Origin of the sequence: Ideonella azotifigens, from assembly GCF_021043325.1 — a bacterium.
In the GTDB taxonomy this organism is placed as follows: Bacteria; Pseudomonadota; Gammaproteobacteria; order Burkholderiales; family Burkholderiaceae_C; genus Ideonella; species Ideonella azotifigens.
Map to the genome: position 1 here is coordinate 31,748 of NZ_JAJNKD010000019.1, position 15,874 is coordinate 47,621.

The 15,874-nt window shown below is 68.8% G+C and carries 14 protein-coding genes; 7 read left to right on the forward strand and 7 right to left on the reverse strand.

The features are described from left to right. Nucleotide 1: 1 nt before the first annotated feature. The gene (locus LRH25_RS27255; RefSeq protein WP_231012897.1) at nucleotides 2-850 is read right to left on the reverse strand and encodes a hypothetical protein; all 849 of its coding nucleotides are present in this window, start codon (nucleotides 848-850) and stop codon (nucleotides 2-4) included. A gap of 265 nt (nucleotides 851-1,115) precedes the next feature. Between LRH25_RS27255 and LRH25_RS27260 the strand changes: the two genes are divergently transcribed. Next, entirely contained in the window at nucleotides 1,116-3,176 is a 2,061-nt protein-coding gene (locus LRH25_RS27260; RefSeq protein WP_231012898.1) for a M61 family metallopeptidase, read from the forward strand. 4 nt (nucleotides 3,177-3,180) lie between these two features. Here the strand turns inward: LRH25_RS27260 and LRH25_RS27265 are convergent, their stop codons facing one another. Beyond that, the gene (locus LRH25_RS27265; protein ID WP_231012899.1) at nucleotides 3,181-4,362 is read right to left on the reverse strand and encodes a glycosyltransferase; all 1,182 of its coding nucleotides are present in this window, start codon (nucleotides 4,360-4,362) and stop codon (nucleotides 3,181-3,183) included. Nucleotides 4,363-4,447: 85 nt separating this feature from the next. Here LRH25_RS27265 and dbpA point away from each other — a divergent pair, with 85 nt between their 5' ends. From dbpA to LRH25_RS27280, 3 genes are all read left to right on the forward strand, one after another. Then, nucleotides 4,448-5,902, forward strand: a complete 1,455-nt coding sequence (gene dbpA, locus LRH25_RS27270) for an ATP-dependent RNA helicase DbpA (protein ID WP_231012900.1) — start codon at nucleotides 4,448-4,450, stop codon at nucleotides 5,900-5,902. A gap of 169 nt (nucleotides 5,903-6,071) precedes the next feature. Next, nucleotides 6,072-6,455, forward strand: a complete 384-nt coding sequence (locus tag LRH25_RS27275; protein ID WP_141290037.1) for a hypothetical protein — start codon at nucleotides 6,072-6,074, stop codon at nucleotides 6,453-6,455. Nucleotides 6,456-6,672: 217 nt separating this feature from the next. Continuing rightward, entirely contained in the window at nucleotides 6,673-7,323 is a 651-nt protein-coding gene (locus tag LRH25_RS27280; RefSeq protein WP_141290038.1) for a DUF1877 family protein, read from the forward strand. 99 nt (nucleotides 7,324-7,422) lie between these two features. Here LRH25_RS27280 and LRH25_RS27285 read toward each other — a convergent pair whose 3' ends face one another. The 5 genes from LRH25_RS27285 to LRH25_RS27305 form a co-directional block, all read right to left on the reverse strand. Beyond that, nucleotides 7,423-7,743 carry a type II toxin-antitoxin system RelE/ParE family toxin gene (locus tag LRH25_RS27285; RefSeq protein ID WP_141290039.1) on the reverse strand — a complete coding sequence of 107 codons (321 nt, stop codon included), beginning with the start codon at nucleotides 7,741-7,743 and terminating at the stop codon, nucleotides 7,423-7,425. After that, nucleotides 7,740-8,048 carry a YlcI/YnfO family protein gene (locus tag LRH25_RS27290; protein ID WP_141290040.1) on the reverse strand — a complete coding sequence of 103 codons (309 nt, stop codon included), beginning with the start codon at nucleotides 8,046-8,048 and terminating at the stop codon, nucleotides 7,740-7,742. Before LRH25_RS27290 ends, LRH25_RS27285 begins: the two co-directional genes overlap by 4 nt. Before the next feature lie 69 nt (nucleotides 8,049-8,117). Continuing rightward, nucleotides 8,118-9,605, reverse strand: a complete 1,488-nt coding sequence (locus LRH25_RS27295) for a DUF805 domain-containing protein (protein WP_231012901.1) — start codon at nucleotides 9,603-9,605, stop codon at nucleotides 8,118-8,120. Nucleotides 9,606-9,716: 111 nt separating this feature from the next. Continuing rightward, the gene (locus LRH25_RS27300) at nucleotides 9,717-10,778 is read right to left on the reverse strand and encodes an MBL fold metallo-hydrolase (RefSeq protein WP_231012902.1); all 1,062 of its coding nucleotides are present in this window, start codon (nucleotides 10,776-10,778) and stop codon (nucleotides 9,717-9,719) included. Then, nucleotides 10,775-12,085, reverse strand: a complete 1,311-nt coding sequence (locus LRH25_RS27305; RefSeq protein ID WP_231012903.1) for a tryptophan--tRNA ligase — start codon at nucleotides 12,083-12,085, stop codon at nucleotides 10,775-10,777. Before LRH25_RS27305 ends, LRH25_RS27300 begins: the two co-directional genes overlap by 4 nt. A 134-nt stretch (nucleotides 12,086-12,219) precedes the next feature. Here LRH25_RS27305 and LRH25_RS27310 point away from each other — a divergent pair, with 134 nt between their 5' ends. From LRH25_RS27310 to LRH25_RS27320, 3 genes are read left to right on the forward strand one after another with little or no spacing between them, the layout of a single operon-like run. Next, nucleotides 12,220-13,683 carry a HAMP domain-containing sensor histidine kinase gene (locus LRH25_RS27310; RefSeq protein ID WP_231012904.1) on the forward strand — a complete coding sequence of 488 codons (1,464 nt, stop codon included), beginning with the start codon at nucleotides 12,220-12,222 and terminating at the stop codon, nucleotides 13,681-13,683. Beyond that, complete coding sequence (locus LRH25_RS27315) at nucleotides 13,676-14,317, forward strand: hypothetical protein (protein WP_231012905.1); 642 nt, start codon at nucleotides 13,676-13,678, stop codon at nucleotides 14,315-14,317. Before LRH25_RS27310 ends, LRH25_RS27315 begins: the two co-directional genes overlap by 8 nt. Continuing rightward, nucleotides 14,314-15,750, forward strand: coding sequence for a sigma 54-interacting transcriptional regulator (locus LRH25_RS27320; RefSeq protein WP_231012906.1), 1,437 nt, complete (start codon nucleotides 14,314-14,316; stop codon nucleotides 15,748-15,750). The genes LRH25_RS27315 and LRH25_RS27320 overlap by 4 nt, the downstream gene beginning before the upstream one ends. The last annotated feature ends 124 nt before the right edge of the window (nucleotides 15,751-15,874 follow it).

The window sequence follows — 15,874 nt, forward strand, 5'->3', positions numbered from 1 at the left end:
TTCACGACAGGCCCAGGCGGCTGCGCAGCCGCTGCATCAGCCCGCCCAGCGCGGTTTCGCGAGGGGCAGCCTGGGGTGGGCGTTCGGGCACGGTGTCGGCGCCGAAGTCGGATGGCGGCAAGGTCGAAGGCGGCAAGGTGGACGCATGCGTGGCAGGTGGTGGCGCCGGCGGCAGCACCAGCCCCGGGCTACCAATGCGCTGCTCCAGGATGCCTTGCGCGGCCATGTCGTCCAGGAAGGCCTGGCACTCCTGGGCACTCACGTTGCTCAGCGCCGCCAGCTCCAGCACGCTGAGGTGGCGTGCCGACAGGAAACTGGCCAGGCGCGGCAGGTAGCGGTGGCGTGCCAGGCTGCGCGCGCTGGGCCAGCGCTTGAGGCGGAAGCGGGCACGCGGGTCGCGCGCTTGGCGCGGCGGGGGCACGGTCGGAGCCGCCGGTTTGGCCATGGGCGCCGACGCCGCGGTGGCCGGCAAGGCGGCAGGATGAGGCGGCGCCGTCTTGCCGGCAACAGGTGCAGCGGGTGGGTCCGCACGTTCCACCTGCCGCAGCACCTCGATGAAGGCTTCCAGCTGCAGCGGTTGTGCCAGCCGTTTCACGGGCTCGAACTCGGCCGGCATCGTGCGCACATGCTCGGGCACGGGGCCGACCCACACGCCAATGGCAGCAACTGCCTCGGTTGGCACCGGCTCGCCCGCCGGCACGAACACCAGCTCTGCCGCAGGCAACTCGCCCAGCTGCCAGCTGTCGCGGGTCTGCTGGCTGGCGAAGTTCAGGAACAGGCGGATGGTCGAAGCATCGATGCTTCTCAACCCGTGGCTGGCCACGTGCCTGGTACGACGGGGGGGCGACATTGCCGGTGGTTCCTGTCCGTGCGCTGCCCAGGAGCCGGCGGCGGCAGTCTTCTCGAAGTGGAGCGGTGGATGATAGGCAGCGGCCTTCGTTGGGCGCTGCCTGTGGTTCGACCACGATGCCCAATACCGTGATTGAGTTGACGTTGTCGTGGCCCGAACGAAACGTGAACGGATTGTGTATTCCCGTGCTGCGCAACGCGCAGTAGGCAGCCCCTGCGGCATAGGGCTTGACGGATCGCTTCGCCGCAGCGTGGATACTTCGACGATGCAGCTACCGAAGACCTTGTCCGCAGACATGCGGGCCGCGCGGGCACCCATTCGCGGGTGGCTCGTGACCGGCCTGTGCCTGGGCGCCATCAGTGCCTTGATGACCTCGCCGGCCATGGGGGCCCCGCCACCGCCACCGCCACCGCCCTCGCTTCCAGCCACCGTGCTTGCGCCAGCTGCGCCAGACGTCCAGACCTGGCCCGGCACCATCGCGCTGGAGGTGGACGCCACCGACCTTGCGCACCGCCTGCTGAAGGTGAGCCAGCGCCTGCCCATCGCGCCCGCCGCCCAAGGCGGCCCGCTGACGCTCTACTACGCCCGCTTCCTGCCCGGCGCGCATGGGCCTTATGGCGACGTGGCCCGCCTGGCCGGCCTCACGGTGCTGGCCGGCGACCGGCGCCTGCCCTGGCAGCGCGACGTCACCGACCCGTTTGCCTTCCACCTGAACGTGCCGGCGGGCGTCAGCGAGTTGCAGCTGGCGTTCCAGTACACCGCGCCGGTCAAGCACGGCGGCGACCGCATCAGCATCACACGCGAGATGCTGGGCGTGGAATGGGAAACCGTGCTGCTGTACCCGGCCGGGCCGGCGGCTGCGGCCATCCGCGTCAAGCCGCGGCTGCGCCTGCCGGTGGGCTGGCAGCCGGCCACCGCGCTGCGCTCGCCCGCCGGCCAGCCCGCACGTGCTGGTGAGGACGGCTGGGTGGACTACGCCGAGGTTGGCCTCGAAACCCTGGTCGACTCACCGCTGTTCGCCGGCCGCTACACCAAACGAATCGAGCTGGACCCGCCCGGCACGCCGCACGCCGTGGCGCTGAACCTGCTGGCCGACGAGCCTGGCCAGCTCGTCGCCACCGCCGCGCAGCTTGCGGCCCACAAGGCCCTGGTGCAGCAGGCCGACAAGCTGTTCGGCCACCGCCCGTACCGGCAATACGACTTCCTGCTGGCGTTGTCCGACGAGTTCGGCGGCATCGGCCTGGAGCACCACGAGTCCAGCGAAAACGGCCTGGAGGCCGACTACTTCAGCGACTGGGACAAGGCCATCCGCGGCCGCGAACTGCTGCCGCACGAATACGTGCACGCCTGGAACGGCAAGTTCCGTCGCCCGGCCGACCTCTGGACGCCGCACTACAACACCCCCATGCGCAACTCGCTGCTGTGGGTCTACGAAGGGCTCACGCAGTACTGGGGCCATGTGCTGGCCGCGCGCAGCGGGCTGTCCACGCCCGAGCAGGCGCGCGACCGGCTGGCTGCGGTTGCGGCCGACGCGCAGGCCCGCAGCGGCCGGGTCTGGCGCAGCCTGCAGGACACCACCAACGAAGCCACGCTGGGCCCCGGCCACACGGCCGAATGGGAAGACTGGCAGCGCAGCAGCGACTACTACGACGAAGGCCTGCTGCTGTGGCTGGACGCCGACACGCTGATCCGCGAGAAAAGCGGCGGCAAGAAGTCGCTGGACGACTTCGCGCGCAGCTTCTTCGGCCGCACACCGCAGCAGCGCGCAGATGGCTCGATCCAGCCGCTGACCTACACCTTCGACGAGCTGGTCACGGCACTGAACGCCTTGCAACCGCATGACTGGGCCGGTTTCTGGCGCGAGCGCCTGAACCGCACCGGCACCGTCGCTCCGCTGGACGGCGTGAGCCATGCCGGCTGGCAGCTGCGCTGGCGCACCGAAGAAAGCCGGTTCTCGGCCCAGGAACGTGGCTGGAGCGGCCCTGAAGGCGACGAGCGCCCGCAGGACATGGCCTATTCACTCGGCCTGCGCGTGACCAGCGACGGCAAGCTGGACCAGGTCTACTGGGACAGCCCGGCCTTCCAGGCGGGACTTGCCGCGGGCATGCAGGTGCTGGCCGTCAACGAACGCAGCTACCGGCCCGAGCGGCTGACGGCCGCCGTCACCGCCAACATCGACGGCAAGGCGCCGATCCAGCTGCTGGTCAAGGACGGCGACCATTTCTTCAGCGCCCGCATCGACTGGCGCGGCGGCCTGCGCTACCCGGCGCTGGAGCGTGTCAGCGCCACGCCGGACCGGCTGGATGCGATTTACAAGGCGAAGTAGGTCTTCAGTCCACTGCCAGCGCCGGCTCGACGGCGGCCGCCGTCGAAACGCCGGCCAGCTCGCGCAGCAGCGCCGCCACTTCGAACACCGCCCGGTTGCGCACCTGCAGCACCCGTGAGCGGCGCTGCGGCAGCTGGTCCAGCAAACGCGCCACGCCTTCGGGCACGGCCTTGACCGAGTCCACCACTTCGCCCAGGCCTTCGTTGCGCACCCAGTGCGCGTTGTAGCGCTCCTGCGGCATGGTCCAGCGGTTTTCGAAGGTCACCACCGGCAGGCCCATCTGCACCGCCTCGCTGAGGCTGCCGGGGCCGGGCTTGCCGATGAAAAAGTCGGCCAGCTGCATCAGCCCGGCCATGTCGGGCACAAAGCCCAGCACCGCGTGCGGACCACCGGGCGCGGCCGTGGCCAGCGCGTGCAGCCGCGTCGCCAGCCGGGCGTTGTGGCCGCAGACCAGCACCAGCTGCACCTCGGGCAGGCCGCGCGCAATGCGCAGCATCTGCATCGAGCCCTGGCCGCCGAACATCACCAGGCCGATGGGCCGGCCGGAGTGCAGGCCCAGCGCCCGCTGGCGCTCGGCGCGCTCGTCCGCAGCCAGCGGTGCCAGCCCATGAAACGCAGGCCGCAACACCATGCCCGAAACCCGCTTCACCTGCGCCGGCGCGTGGCCGGCGGCCAGCGCCTGCGCCGCCGCGCGAGGCGTGCCGCACACCAGCACCTGCGCCGGCTGGCCGGGCTCGATCCAGAAGTGCGGCGGGTGGTCCGCCAGGTCTGTCATCACCGTCGCGCAGCGCCTGCCGGGCGAGGCCATCACCGACTCGTACAGCGCCCGGTTGAAGTTCGGGATCAGCGAGACCACCAGGTCCGGCGCGGTCGCGTCCCAGTGCGCGCGCAGCGTGCGCAGCAGCCACGGATGGGCCATGCGGATCATGCCCTGCAGCAGCTTCAGCTCCTGCGCCAGCCCCATGGTCCAGCCGCGCGCCAAGCGCAGGTTGTAGAGGTCTTCCGGCGCCAGCCCGGTGGCACGCTTAAAGCGCTGCGGCGGGTCCAGCAGCTCGATCAGGTTGACCAGCCGGACCTCGCAGGGCGGCTGCTCCGGCGCTTGCAGCACCTGCTGCAAAGCCATGGCCGCCGCCCGGTGCCCGCCCCCGGCGTTGAAGTAGACCAACGCAATCTTCTTGATGCTCATGCAGGCCGGCAGCTTGCAGTGCACGCGTGACAGGCTTGTGAACCGCGGGTGCGCGCGTCCCAGCCAGCGCGGCGGACAATGCGCCATGTCTGCCGCTTCTTCCGCCCCCGTCTCCCCGGCCCCCGTGGCCGCCTTCGATCAACTGCCGCTGCCCGAAGCCCTGAAGGCCGGCGTGGCCGCGCTGGGCTTCACGCAGATGACGCCGGTGCAGGCCGCCAGCCTGCCCGCCGCGCTGGCCGGCGAGGACCTGATCGTGCAGGCGCCCACCGGCAGCGGCAAGACGGCGGCCTTCGGGCTGGCGCTGCTGGCCGCACTGGACAGCAGCCTCTGGCAGGTCCAGGCGCTGGTGCTGTGCCCCACGCGCGAGCTGGCCGACCAGGTCGCCGAAGAGTTGCGCCGGCTGGCACGCGCCGCCGGCAACGTGAAGATCCTCAGCCTGTGCGGCGGCACGCCGATGCGCCCGCAGCGCGAAAGCCTGGCGCATGGCGCGCACGTCGTCGTCGGCACGCCGGGCCGGCTGATGGACTTGCTGGACGTGGGCGCTCTGCAGCTCGGCGGCCTGCAGACGCTGGTCTTCGACGAAGCCGACCGCATGCTGGACATGGGCTTCATCGACGACATGGTCACCGTCGCCAGCCAGTGCCCGGCCGAGCGGCAAACCTTGCTGTTCTCCGCCACCTACCCCGAAGGCATTGCCAAGCTGGCCTCGCGCTTCCTGCGCAAGCCACGCCAGCTGACCGTCAGCGCGCCCACCGCCAAGACCGGCGGCCCTGCCACCGCACCCGCCGGCCAGATCCGCCAACTCGCGTTCGAAGTGGCCGACAGCGACCGGCTGCACGTCGTCGGCCAACTGCTGCGCCACTACCGGCCGGCCAGCACCATCGCCTTCTGCAACACCAAGCAGCAGTGCCGCGACCTGGTCGACGTGCTGGTGGCCGAAGGCTTCGTCGCGCTGGCGCTGCATGGTGACCTGGACCAGCGCGAGCGCGACCAGGTGCTGATCCGCTTCTCGCAGCGCAGCGTCTCGGTGCTGGTGGCCACCGACGTGGCCGCGCGCGGGCTGGACATCGAGCAGCTCGAAGCGGTGATCAATGTCGACGTCACGCAGGACATCGAGCAGCACGTGCACCGCATCGGCCGCACCGGCCGCGCCGGGCACGACGGCCTGGCACTGAGCCTGGTCAGCATGGACGAGATGGGCCGCATCGGCCGCATCGAGCTGGCCCAGGGCAAGCCCTTCGACTGGGAAAAGCTCGGCGAGCTGAAGGACGCCCCCGGCGGTCCGCTGCGCCCGGCCATGGTCACGCTGCAGATCCTCGGCGGCAAGAAGGAAAAGATCCGCCCCGGCGACGTGCTGGGCGCGCTCACCGGCGACGCCGGCTTCGCCGGCAGCCAGATCGGCAAGATCAAGGTTGGCGACTTCCACACCTACGTGGCCGTCGAAGCCAGCATCGCCGACCAGGTCGTCGCCAAACTCTCCAGCGGCACGCTCAAGGGCCGCAAGGCCAAGCTCAGGCGGCTGGATGATGTGATTCGCTGAGAGGGCGAGGGCCGTGTGTGAGGCGTCTGGCGTCATGGTGCGAGTGTTCTCGCGTTATGACCTGGATACCATCGTCCGATGAGACGAATGCGATGGAGGCAGGAACATGGGCCTTTGGCGACGACTTTTTCTACTGCGGCCTGAATCCCAACCTGGCAAAGAGGCCCTCGTGAACTTTGTCGGCTCGATAGGCCACGAGGATGGCATCGCGCCAGAGCGCACGTTTGCCTATGGCGTCTGCGTCGGATGCCCGGAACAGAAGGAGATGTCCGATCTGCTGGCGCGACACGGGTTGGGAGTGTCGAAAGGCGCCTACAAGATCATTGTTTCGGACTGCGAGTGTTTCTCCTTCGAGGATTGGCGGCCTGAAGGTGAATGGACGCTGGATGGGACGGCCGCGAGGCCGGAGGTCCTCAATGCTGACGCTCGGCAAGTATCCGGGGCTCTAATGAAGGCTCAAATTCGGCACTGGCTGGGCATCTACGATGGCGACCAGAACCAGATGGACTACCTTCACTTCGATTGGCCGGATCAAGATCCGCAGCAAAGCTGAGATGATTGGCATTTACTGGGCTCGCTTCGAGGCTAGTGCGTTGCGAAGCTTGAATCTAGGCAAGTAAATTCGGCGTATGTGATCGACTGCTCGGGTTCCCAGACTCCGAACAGTTCGAATGGCAAAATACCGACGATCGAGACTCCCGAAAAGGGCGCGTAGGCTTGTTTTGTAAGATTGATTGAATATTCAATTTTTTGATAGGGAGGGTATCTATATGAGCATTATTGCCTACTACGCTCACGTGGATGAGGTCCAACTTGATTTGGTGCACAAGCAGCCATCCGTTGTCTGGAATATCAAAAACGATCCACGGTTTGCAAAAGCTGCTTTGCTTGATTTGGATAAGGATTACGAAGTTCTCGCCTGGCTGCTGTCAAGCACCAAACGTGGCGAGCAAGTACACCTTGTTGCAACGTATCGAGCCGCCGGTCGCCAAATTGAATCAAAATCTCTGGGTGAAAACACCGACTTCGACGCATTGTTGTCGGAAGAACTGGGAAAGCTGGGTGTTTGCCCTGGAGCCACTGACGGGGCTGCGGCGGACATGGTATTGAGCGCAATTGAGGGTCGCGGCGACAAAAGTCAGCGAGACCCGAAGATTGATTTTGGTATGGGCAGCGCAAGGCTTTTCAAACCAGCCGAGGTCAAGCAGCTTTCCGCTGCCTTGGATCGCATCACCACAGCTGATCTCCAAAAGTTTTTTGATCGAAAAGAAATGGAGAAGTTCGAGGTGGGCGGAATGGAATGGTTGAGTGAAAAAGATTCGGTATTGGAAGAATTTTTAGTCCCGGCTTTTCAGAAGCTTCGGGCTTTTTATGCTGAGGCTGCAAAGTCGGGGCACTATGTTTTTGTGATCTATCAGTGATGACGCTTGCCGGGGGTGATATTGAGGGCGTCGCCGATCTCTATTGCAGTTGCTGGTTGCTCCGACCAGCCGCTCCAGCCCTTGCCCGCTACGCCGCCGTCAGCGGTAGTCGTGCTTGTGCTGGTCCCTGGCGGCGAGCAGCACGACCTCCGCGTCACGCATCGCGAACAGGAAGACGCAGCCGCCCTTGCCAAACGGGATGATCAATTCCCGGAATTCCCGGTCTTGCTCGGACCGGCGGCAGGTGTGCGGTGCGAACGCGAGGACGCTCATCCCTTGTTCGACCGCATCGCGGAACCGAAAGAGGCACCTCTCATCGGGCGCGTGGCTCGCCAGCTCGCGCAGGATGATGTGGTCTTCGAGGCGCTCGATGTCTTGCTGGAAGGTGAGGCTGGGAATGACGCGATAGGGCTCGCTCACTCAGAGGCTCGCTTTTGCTTCGCTGCCACCGCTTCCCGGATGCGCTGCTGTGCCGCCTTGGCACGCTGCGTCATGCCCGCCAGGAAGTCTTCGGCCGTGACCAGGCCCTCGCCCTTGTCGGCGCTGCGCAGTGCCTTCTTCGCACGCGCAACGGCAGCGTTCTGCTCGGCGCGAAATTCAACCTCGCGGCAGACGGCGTTCTCGATGAACTGCGTCATGGACTCGCCTTCTCGCAGCACAGCCTCCAGGCTGGCCTTGGCTTCGGGCGCGATGCGAATGGGGGGCAAGGTGGCGGAGCGGCTCATTAATCGACTGTATAGCATTTGATATACGCCGACAAGCTCGGCCAAGCACAACCACCAGGCCGGGGATGCTCAGCGCATCGCCCAGTCCGTGTCCACGTGCACGATGTAGCACTCCGAGGTGTACGCGCGGCGGTCGTGGTCGCAGCTGGCCAGGGCTTCGCGCACGGCGGTGTCGATGCTGGAGGCGCCTGAGGCCCAGCCGGAGGCGCCGTCGTTCGACACGCTGAAGGCGCGGTGGCCCTTGGCGTGGGCGTATTCCTCGCGGAAACGCTCGGCGGCGCGCGGGCTGTGCAGGACGGACTGCAGCTCGGCAGCGCTGGGCATTGGGTCGTCGCTGCGCTGCTGGGCTTCAGGGCGCTCGTCGTCGTCCATTTCCTCGTGCACCTTGTCCACGTAGCGTTTGTAGGCGGGCACGGCCAAGCTCAACAGCAGGGCGAACATCAGGATCAGCACGCCGAGTGCGATCACCACGCCCCGGCCGCTGTCATCCACCGGCTTGGGGCCATGCTCGTTCTCGTAGGCCTCGCTGGGATAGAACAGCAGGGCGACGGTGGCGATCCAGTTGATGATGGGGATCAGCAGCACCAGCACCCACCAGCCGTTCTGGCCGATGTCGTGCAGTCGCAGCACCGTGACCCGCAGCGACCAGACGATCAGCACGGCGATGCCGACAATGCCCAGCAGTCCCTTGAAGATCATGCCTGGCAGCAGTGCCAGCAGGATGCCCAGCCCGGCGATGCCCACGTAGAACAGCAAGCCTGAGAAGAAGTAGCGCATGCGCGGCATGCGGCCCTCGAAGCTGAGGCCGAACAGCGGCGCATCGTCGCTGCCGAAATAGGGCGTGGGTTCTTCGCCGCGCTGGCGTGAGGCGATGGCGGCGCGGCGCCGCTCGGTGGCGGTCGCGGGGGGCTTGCGCGGGCCACCGCGGGCTTCGCGCCGGGCTTGCGCCTGGGCTTCGCGTTCGGCGCGGGCCTCGGCGGCAGCCTCTTCCTTGGCGGCGATGCCGCGTGGCATGTCGCAGGCGCAGGCCTTGCACAGGATGCGCTTGCTCTGGCGTTCGCCGCAGGCCGGGCAGTCCATCATCTCGTCGGACGCTGGCGCGATGGTCTTGATCGGCGGCGGCACGGCAGCGGGGTCTGGGCCACGCGCCGCCTGAGCCGCGTTGGCATCGGCCCGCGGCGCGGCCCAGGGCGGCGGCGCCGGGCTGGTGGGCGGTTCCAGCGGCGCGAGTTCCAGCGTGAACGGCGCCGACGCGGTGGCCACCGGTGGCGGCGCAATCGTGGGCAGCGGCGCCACGGCTGCCGGCGTTGGCGCTGCCGCTTCCGGCGGCAGCGGCTCGACCAGCAGGCGCGCCCCGCGGGCCTTGAACTGCGCCACCCACTTGTGCGCCTGGTCGGCCGCCAGCGCCTTCTTGATGACCAGCCGCCGGCCCGAACCCAGCGCCGCGCGGCGCGTGTCGTCCAGCTTCAGCCATTCGGCCAGCGACTGCTGTACCGTGGCCGCCGCGTGGCCCTCCAGGATCTCGCCGGCATACACCAGCCTGACCATGTCCTGCATCTCGACTCCCCCTCCACGCCCCCTCAGGCGCTCCTTGATGCGTGATTGCTCAAGCCCGTGTGCTGCGGCCTCCCCAGGCCGGCACTTGCCACACGGGCATCCCTCTTCCCGTCAACCGTCGTGTAGATGTTCGCGCGCCGGCAGCCGGCGCGTCTCGCCAATGGCGGTGACAAAAAACTCGTCTTCGCTCAGGCCGCTGGCCGGGCGTTGCCGGGCCAGTTCGCGCGGTGGTTCGTCCACCGCTTCGTCGGCCAGCGCAAACGTGCCCCAATGCAGGCCCAGCGAACGCTTGGCGCCCAGGTCGCGGTGGATGCGCAAGGCTTCTTCGACGTTGATGTGCTGCGAGCCCATGAACCAGCGCGGCTCGTAGGCGCCAATCGGCAGCAGCGCCAGGTCGAAACCGCCGCCGTGTTCCGGGCTCTGGCGCGGCGCGTAGCGCTCGCGCATGTGGGCGAACTCGCGGCTGTAGGCGGTGTCGCCAGCGTAGAACAGGTGGCAGTCCGGCGCGAAGACGGCAAAGCCGCCCCACAGCGTGGCCATGCGGTCGCCCAGGCCGCGGGCCGACCAGTGCTGGGCCGGCACCAACTCCACCGTCACGTCGCCCTTGGCGGCTGGCAGCGTGTGCGCCTGCCACCAGTCCAGCTCGATGCAGTTGACGATGCCCAGCCTGGCGAACCAGGCCTTCAGCCCCAGCGGCACGATGAACTGCGGCGGGCCGCCGGGCTGGCGCGCCAGGGCCTGCACCGAGGCGGCGTCCAGATGGTCGTAATGGTTGTGCGAGACCAGCACCAGCTCGATGTGCGGCAGCTCTGCCAGCGCAATGCCCGGTGGCTGGTGGCGCTTGGGGCCGGCGAACGGCAGCGGCGAGCAGCGCTCGGAGAAGACCGGGTCGGTCAGCAGGCTGATGCCGCCCAGCTGCACCAGTGCCGTGGCATGGCCCAGCCAGGTCGCGCCGGGCTGCTGCGCGGCCCCACGGTTGGCCAGCAGGTAGGCCAGATCGGGGGCGACCTGCGGCGTGGGCGCTTGCGGCGGGAAGGGCTTGCCGTCCCGCGAGGCCTGCCAGCGCCAGCGCAGCACCTCACCCAGCGAGCGCGGGCGGAATTCGACGGCCACGTTGCGGTAGCCACCGCCCGGCACGTGGTGCGCGGGCGAGGTCTTGTCCGGGCCGCTCACGCCGCTTCTGCCGCGACGAGGGCGGCCAGCGCATCGGCCAGTTCGCTGTCGGCCACGCCTTCGCCCTTGGCCACAGGCGCGCCTGCCAGCGCCGCGGCGCCTTCGGTCTTCAGGCGCTTGACCCATTCACCGGCATCGCGTCCGCCGGCAAAGGCCTGGCTTTGCAGCAGCACGCGGCCGTCTGCCGCACTGAGCTTGAAGTAGAACTGGCCGTCGGCCTCGCGGTACTGCTTGAACACCGGCAGGGCGGCCTTGACTTTGGCGACTGGCGCTGCGGCGGCGGCCAGCGGCTGGAAGCGGCGCAGGCCCACGGCCTCGCGCAGCGTGGCGAGGAAAGGGGCGGCGATGGCGCGGGCGCGCTGGGCGCCTTGCTGCAGGATCTCTTCGAGCTGCTCCGGGTGCGCCATCAGCGTGTCGTAGCGCGCGCGCATCGGGCCGATGTGACGGTTGACCTGCTCGAACAGGCGCTGCTTGGCATCGCCCCAGCCCAGGCCGGCACGCAACTCGGCGCGGAAGGCAGCGCGTTCCTCGGCGGTGGCAAAGGGGTCGAACAGCGCGATTAGCGTGCTGCCTTCCGGCTCCTTGGGTTCGCCGGGCAGCTTCGAGTCGGTCACGACGCGGGCAATCGCCTCGCGCAGCGCCTTCTCGCCGCCTTCGAACAAGGGCACGCTGTTGTCGTAGCTCTTGCTCATCTTGCGGCCGTCCAGGCCCGGCAGCAGTTCCATCTCGGGCTCGACGTTGGCCTCGGGCAGCACGAAGTGCTCCCCGAAGAGGTGGTTGAAGCGCTGGGCCACATCGCGCGCCATCTCGATGTGCTGGATTTGGTCCTTGCCCACCGGCACGCGGTGGGCGTTGAACATCAGGATGTCGGCCGCCATCAGGATGGGGTAGCTGTACAGGCCCATGGTGATGCCGGCATCCGGGTCTTCGCCAGCGGCCACGTTCGCGTCCACCGCACCCTTGTAGGCATGGGCGCGGTTCATCTGGCCTTTGCTGGTGACGCAGGTCAGCAGCCAGGTCAGCTCGGGGATCTCGGGAATGTCGCTCTGGCGGTAGAAGACCACGCGCTGCGGGTCCAGCCCGGCGGCCAGCCAGGTCGCGGCGATCTGCATGCGCGAGCGCTCGATGCGGGCCGGGTCGTCGCACTTGATCAGCGCGTGGTAGTCGGCCAGGAAGAAGAAGCTCTCGATGCCGGGTTCGCGGCTCGCGGCAATCGCCGGGCGGATCGCACCGACGTAGTTGCCCAGGTGCAGGATGCCGGTGGTGGTGACGCCGGTCAGGACGCGCTGGGTCGATGCGGAAGACATGGGCAGCAAGGCGGGAATCGGAATGGAGGAAGCAGGGAGCTTACGCATTGTCGCAAGCTTCCCCGCGCTGCGCCTTCCCTTGAATCCAGGGACCTTACACTCGGGTGAACCCTTTGTCGGCCGGAGTCTTCCCCTTGGTCCTGCGTGCCTCGTTCCGGCAGCTGCTGCTGCTGGCTTTTGTGATGATGTCGGTGATGCTGGGCGCCGTGTCGCTGAGCGGGCTGCAGGCATTGCAGGGGCTGCTGGCGAAAAGCCGCGAGGCGGGTCAGCAGGCGATCCAGCTGAATCTGGCGACCGGCGGCCTGGTCGAGCGCAGCACCGACATGGAACGCGCTGCGCGCCAGTACCTGGTGCTGGGCGACGGCGGCCTGCGCCAGCGCTTCGAAGACGCCTCGCGCGAGGCCCGCGGGCTGCTGGCGCCGCTGCTGAAGTTCAAGCCCACCGCGCTGCTGGCCCAGCAATGGGTGGGCAGCGTCGGCCAGGTCGGCCGCCTGCTGGACGACCACGGCTTGCCGGCCGGTGCGCAGGACCAGTCCGTCACCGCCGAATTTCGCGTACTGGAAGACCTGACGCGGCGGCTCACGGTGCAGGTGCAGCAAAGCATTGCCGAGCGCAACCAGGCGCTGCAGGGCGCGCTGGAGGCGCAGCGCAGCCTGCTGGTGCAGCAGGTGCTGGTGGCCATCGTGGTCGCGGCGCTGGCGGCGCTGGCCTTTGGCGTGTGGCTCACGCGGCCGCTGCGCCGGCTGGGCACGGCCATCGTCGCGCTGGGCGAAGGCCGGCTGGACCAGCCGGTGGCCATTCGCGGCCCGGCCGACCTGGCCAGCCTGGGCAAGCAGCTGGACTGGCTGCGCCTGCGGCTGACCGAGCTGGACGAGGACAAGGATCGCTTCCTGCGCCACATCTCGCACGAGCTGAAGACGCCGCTGGCGGCGCTGCGCGAAGGCGTGTCGCTGCTGCAGGACGGCGTGGGCGGCGCCCTGAGCACCGACCAGGCCGAGATCGTCGGCATCCTGCAGCACAACACCGCGGTGCTGCAGCAGCAGATCGAGGACCTGCTGCGCTACAACGCCGCGGCCTTCGACGCCAGCCGGCTGCAGCGCCGGCCCACGGTGCTGCGCTCGCTGCTGCAGCAGGTCGTCGAGGCCCAGCGGCTGCAGTGGCAGGCGCGCGGGCTGAAGCTGCTGGTCGAGGGCGACGAGCGCCTGGTGCTGCCGGTGGACCCGGAGCGCCTGGGCATGGCGCTGGGCAACCTGCTGTCCAATGCGATCCGCTTCAGCCCGCCGGGCGGCCAGATCCGCTGGTGGGTCGGCACGCTGAGCGGCCAGGCGGTGCTGCAGGTCAGCGACCAGGGCCCCGGCGTGCCTGACGAAGAACGTGAGCGCATCTTCGACCCGTTTTTCCGCGGCACCGTGCAGCCCGAAAACCAGCCGCGCGGCAGCGGCATCGGCCTGTCCATCGTGCGCGAGCAGGTCGCTGCCCATGGCGGCCAGATCGTGCTGGCTGCCGATGCCGGCGGTGCCTGTTTTCGAATCCTCCTGCCGCTGGGCTCGCCGCTTGCTGTGGTGACCCCCGCGTCTGCACATGCCACCCATGCCTGAACGTTTTTGCCAGTTGAAGGGACCTTTGTTGCACCACGCCCGGTTGTTGTTGCCAGTGGGCGTGTTGGCCTGCGCCTTCGCGCTGGGCGGCTGCGAGCTGCTGCAGCCCAAGCCGCCGACACCGGCGCCGGCCGCCAGTGCGCCGCCGGAGCCGCCTTCCGCGCCGGCCAGCGTGCCCCCGCCCCCGCCACCGCCGGCCTCGGCGCCGCATGACCCGATCGACGACGCGGGCCGCCAGCTGCAGGCCTGGCAGGAAGAGCTGCGCCAGTCCACGCCTGAGCAGGTCGCGCTGCAGGCTTCGCGTCTGGCCGCCGAGCCGGCTTTGCCGCCCACCGCGCTGCACCTGGCGCTGTTGTGGCTGAACACCCGCGCCGCCGGCGATTCGGCGCGCGCCTGGGGCGTGCTGGACACGCTGCAGAAGCAGGCCGACCCTGCGGCCCAGCCCTGGGCCTTCTGGGCCAGGCTGCTGCTGCCGCGAGCGGCCGAGCAGAAGCGACTCGAAGAACAGTTGGACCGCCAGGCCGCGCAGATGCGCGACACCCAGCGCCGCATCGACCAGCTCAATGGCCAGCTCGAAGCGCTGAAGGCCATCGAGCGTTCGCTGGCGCCGCGCCGGCCGGGAGACGGGCGGTGAGCGCTGGCGCCCCCGCCGCGCCGGCCGGCGCGGCAGCCAAGACCCGCATCCTGGTCGTCGACGACGACGCCGACCTGCTGCGCCTGCTGTCGCTGCGGCTGAACGCCGCCGGCCATGCGGTGACCGCGGTGGCCAGCGCCGAGGACGCACTGGCGCGGCTGGACGTGCTGCGGCCGCAGCTGGTGCTGAGCGACGTGCGGCTGCCCGGCCTGGACGGTCTGCAGCTGTTCGACGCGGTGCAGAGCCGCTACCCCGGCCTGCCGGTCATCCTGCTGACCGCACACGGCACGATTCCGGATGCGGTGGAGGCAACGCTGCGCGGCGTCTTCAGCTACCTGACCAAGCCGTTCGACGGCAAGGACCTGCTGGCCGCGGTGGACCGTGCGCTGGCCGTCTCGACCGCCGCACGCCCGGCGGCCGGCAAGCAGCGCGACGCCTGGCGCGAGGAGATCGTCAGCCGCTCGGCCGTGATGGACGAGGTGCTGGCCGAGGCCAGGCTGGTCGCGGCCGGAGACGCCTCGGTGCTGATCCGCGGCGAAAGCGGCAGCGGCAAGGAACTGCTGGCGCAGGCCATCCACCGCGCCGGGCCGCGGGCCGCCGGGCCGTTCGTGGCGGTCAACTGCAGCGCCATTCCCGAGGCGCTGCTGGAGTCCGAGCTGTTCGGCCATGTGAAAGGCGCGTTCACCGGCGCGGTCACCAACCACCGCGGGCTGTTCCAGAGCGCGCATGGCGGCACGCTGTTCCTGGACGAGATCGGCGACATGCCGCCGGCGCTGCAGGTCAAGCTGCTGCGCGTGCTGCAGGAGCGCCAGGTGCGGCCGGTGGGCGCGCAGCAGTCGATCGCGGTGGATGTGCGCATCCTTTCGGCCACCCACCGCGACCTGGAGGCGGCGCTGGCCAGCGGCGAGTTCCGCGAGGACCTTTACTACCGGCTCAACGTGGTGACGCTGACGCTGCCCACGCTGGCCGAGCGGCGCGAGGACATTCCGCTGCTGGCCCAGCACTTCCTGCAGCGCCTGGCCGCCAAGTACGACAAGAAGCTCAATGGCTTTGCGCCGGACGCACTGAGCGCTTTGGCGACTGCCGCCTGGCCCGGCAATGTGCGCCAGCTGCACAACGCCGTCGAACAGGTCTGCGCGCTGGCCACCGCACCGCTGATCCCGCTGGCGCTGGTGCAGCGCGCGTTGCGGGTGCCGACAGTGGAGGTGCTCACTTACGCTGAGGCCCGTCGCCGCTTCGAGCACGACTACCTGGTCGGCCTGCTGAAACTGACCGACGGCCAGGTCGCCGACGCTGCGCGGCTGGCCGACCGTAACCGGACCGAGTTCTACCGGCTGCTGCAGAAGAACGGCCTGACGCCCGGCCTGTTTCGCAGCGAGTCGCCGGATGGCGACAGCGATGGCGCAGTGCAGCAACCGCCTGTCGCCGGCTAGCGACAGCGAATTTTCTTAACGAAATCAGGCACTTGCGAAACAGGAGAGGGTAAGCCCCCAGAAGCTGTCGCTGAACGGCGACGCTTTTCTCCCCCGAAAGGGGGGATGGGACGGCCTGATTTGC

What these genes read in the sequence shown, in the direction of transcription:
- LRH25_RS27255 (WP_231012897.1), bottom strand. Translation starts at nt 850, where the DNA reads ATGTCGCCCCCCCGTCGTACCAGGCACGTGGCCAGCCACGGGTTGAGA.
- LRH25_RS27260 (WP_231012898.1), top strand. Translation starts at nt 1,116, where the DNA reads ATGCAGCTACCGAAGACCTTGTCCGCAGACATGCGGGCCGCGCGGGCA.
- LRH25_RS27265 (WP_231012899.1), bottom strand. Translation starts at nt 4,362, where the DNA reads ATGAGCATCAAGAAGATTGCGTTGGTCTACTTCAACGCCGGGGGCGGG.
- dbpA (WP_231012900.1), top strand. Translation starts at nt 4,448, where the DNA reads ATGTCTGCCGCTTCTTCCGCCCCCGTCTCCCCGGCCCCCGTGGCCGCC.
- LRH25_RS27280 (WP_141290038.1), top strand. Translation starts at nt 6,673, where the DNA reads ATGAGCATTATTGCCTACTACGCTCACGTGGATGAGGTCCAACTTGAT.
- LRH25_RS27290 (WP_141290040.1), bottom strand. Translation starts at nt 8,048, where the DNA reads ATGAGCCGCTCCGCCACCTTGCCCCCCATTCGCATCGCGCCCGAAGCC.
- LRH25_RS27295 (WP_231012901.1), bottom strand. Translation starts at nt 9,605, where the DNA reads ATGCAGGACATGGTCAGGCTGGTGTATGCCGGCGAGATCCTGGAGGGC.
- LRH25_RS27305 (WP_231012903.1), bottom strand. Translation starts at nt 12,085, where the DNA reads ATGTCTTCCGCATCGACCCAGCGCGTCCTGACCGGCGTCACCACCACC.
- LRH25_RS27315 (WP_231012905.1), top strand. Translation starts at nt 13,676, where the DNA reads ATGCCTGAACGTTTTTGCCAGTTGAAGGGACCTTTGTTGCACCACGCC.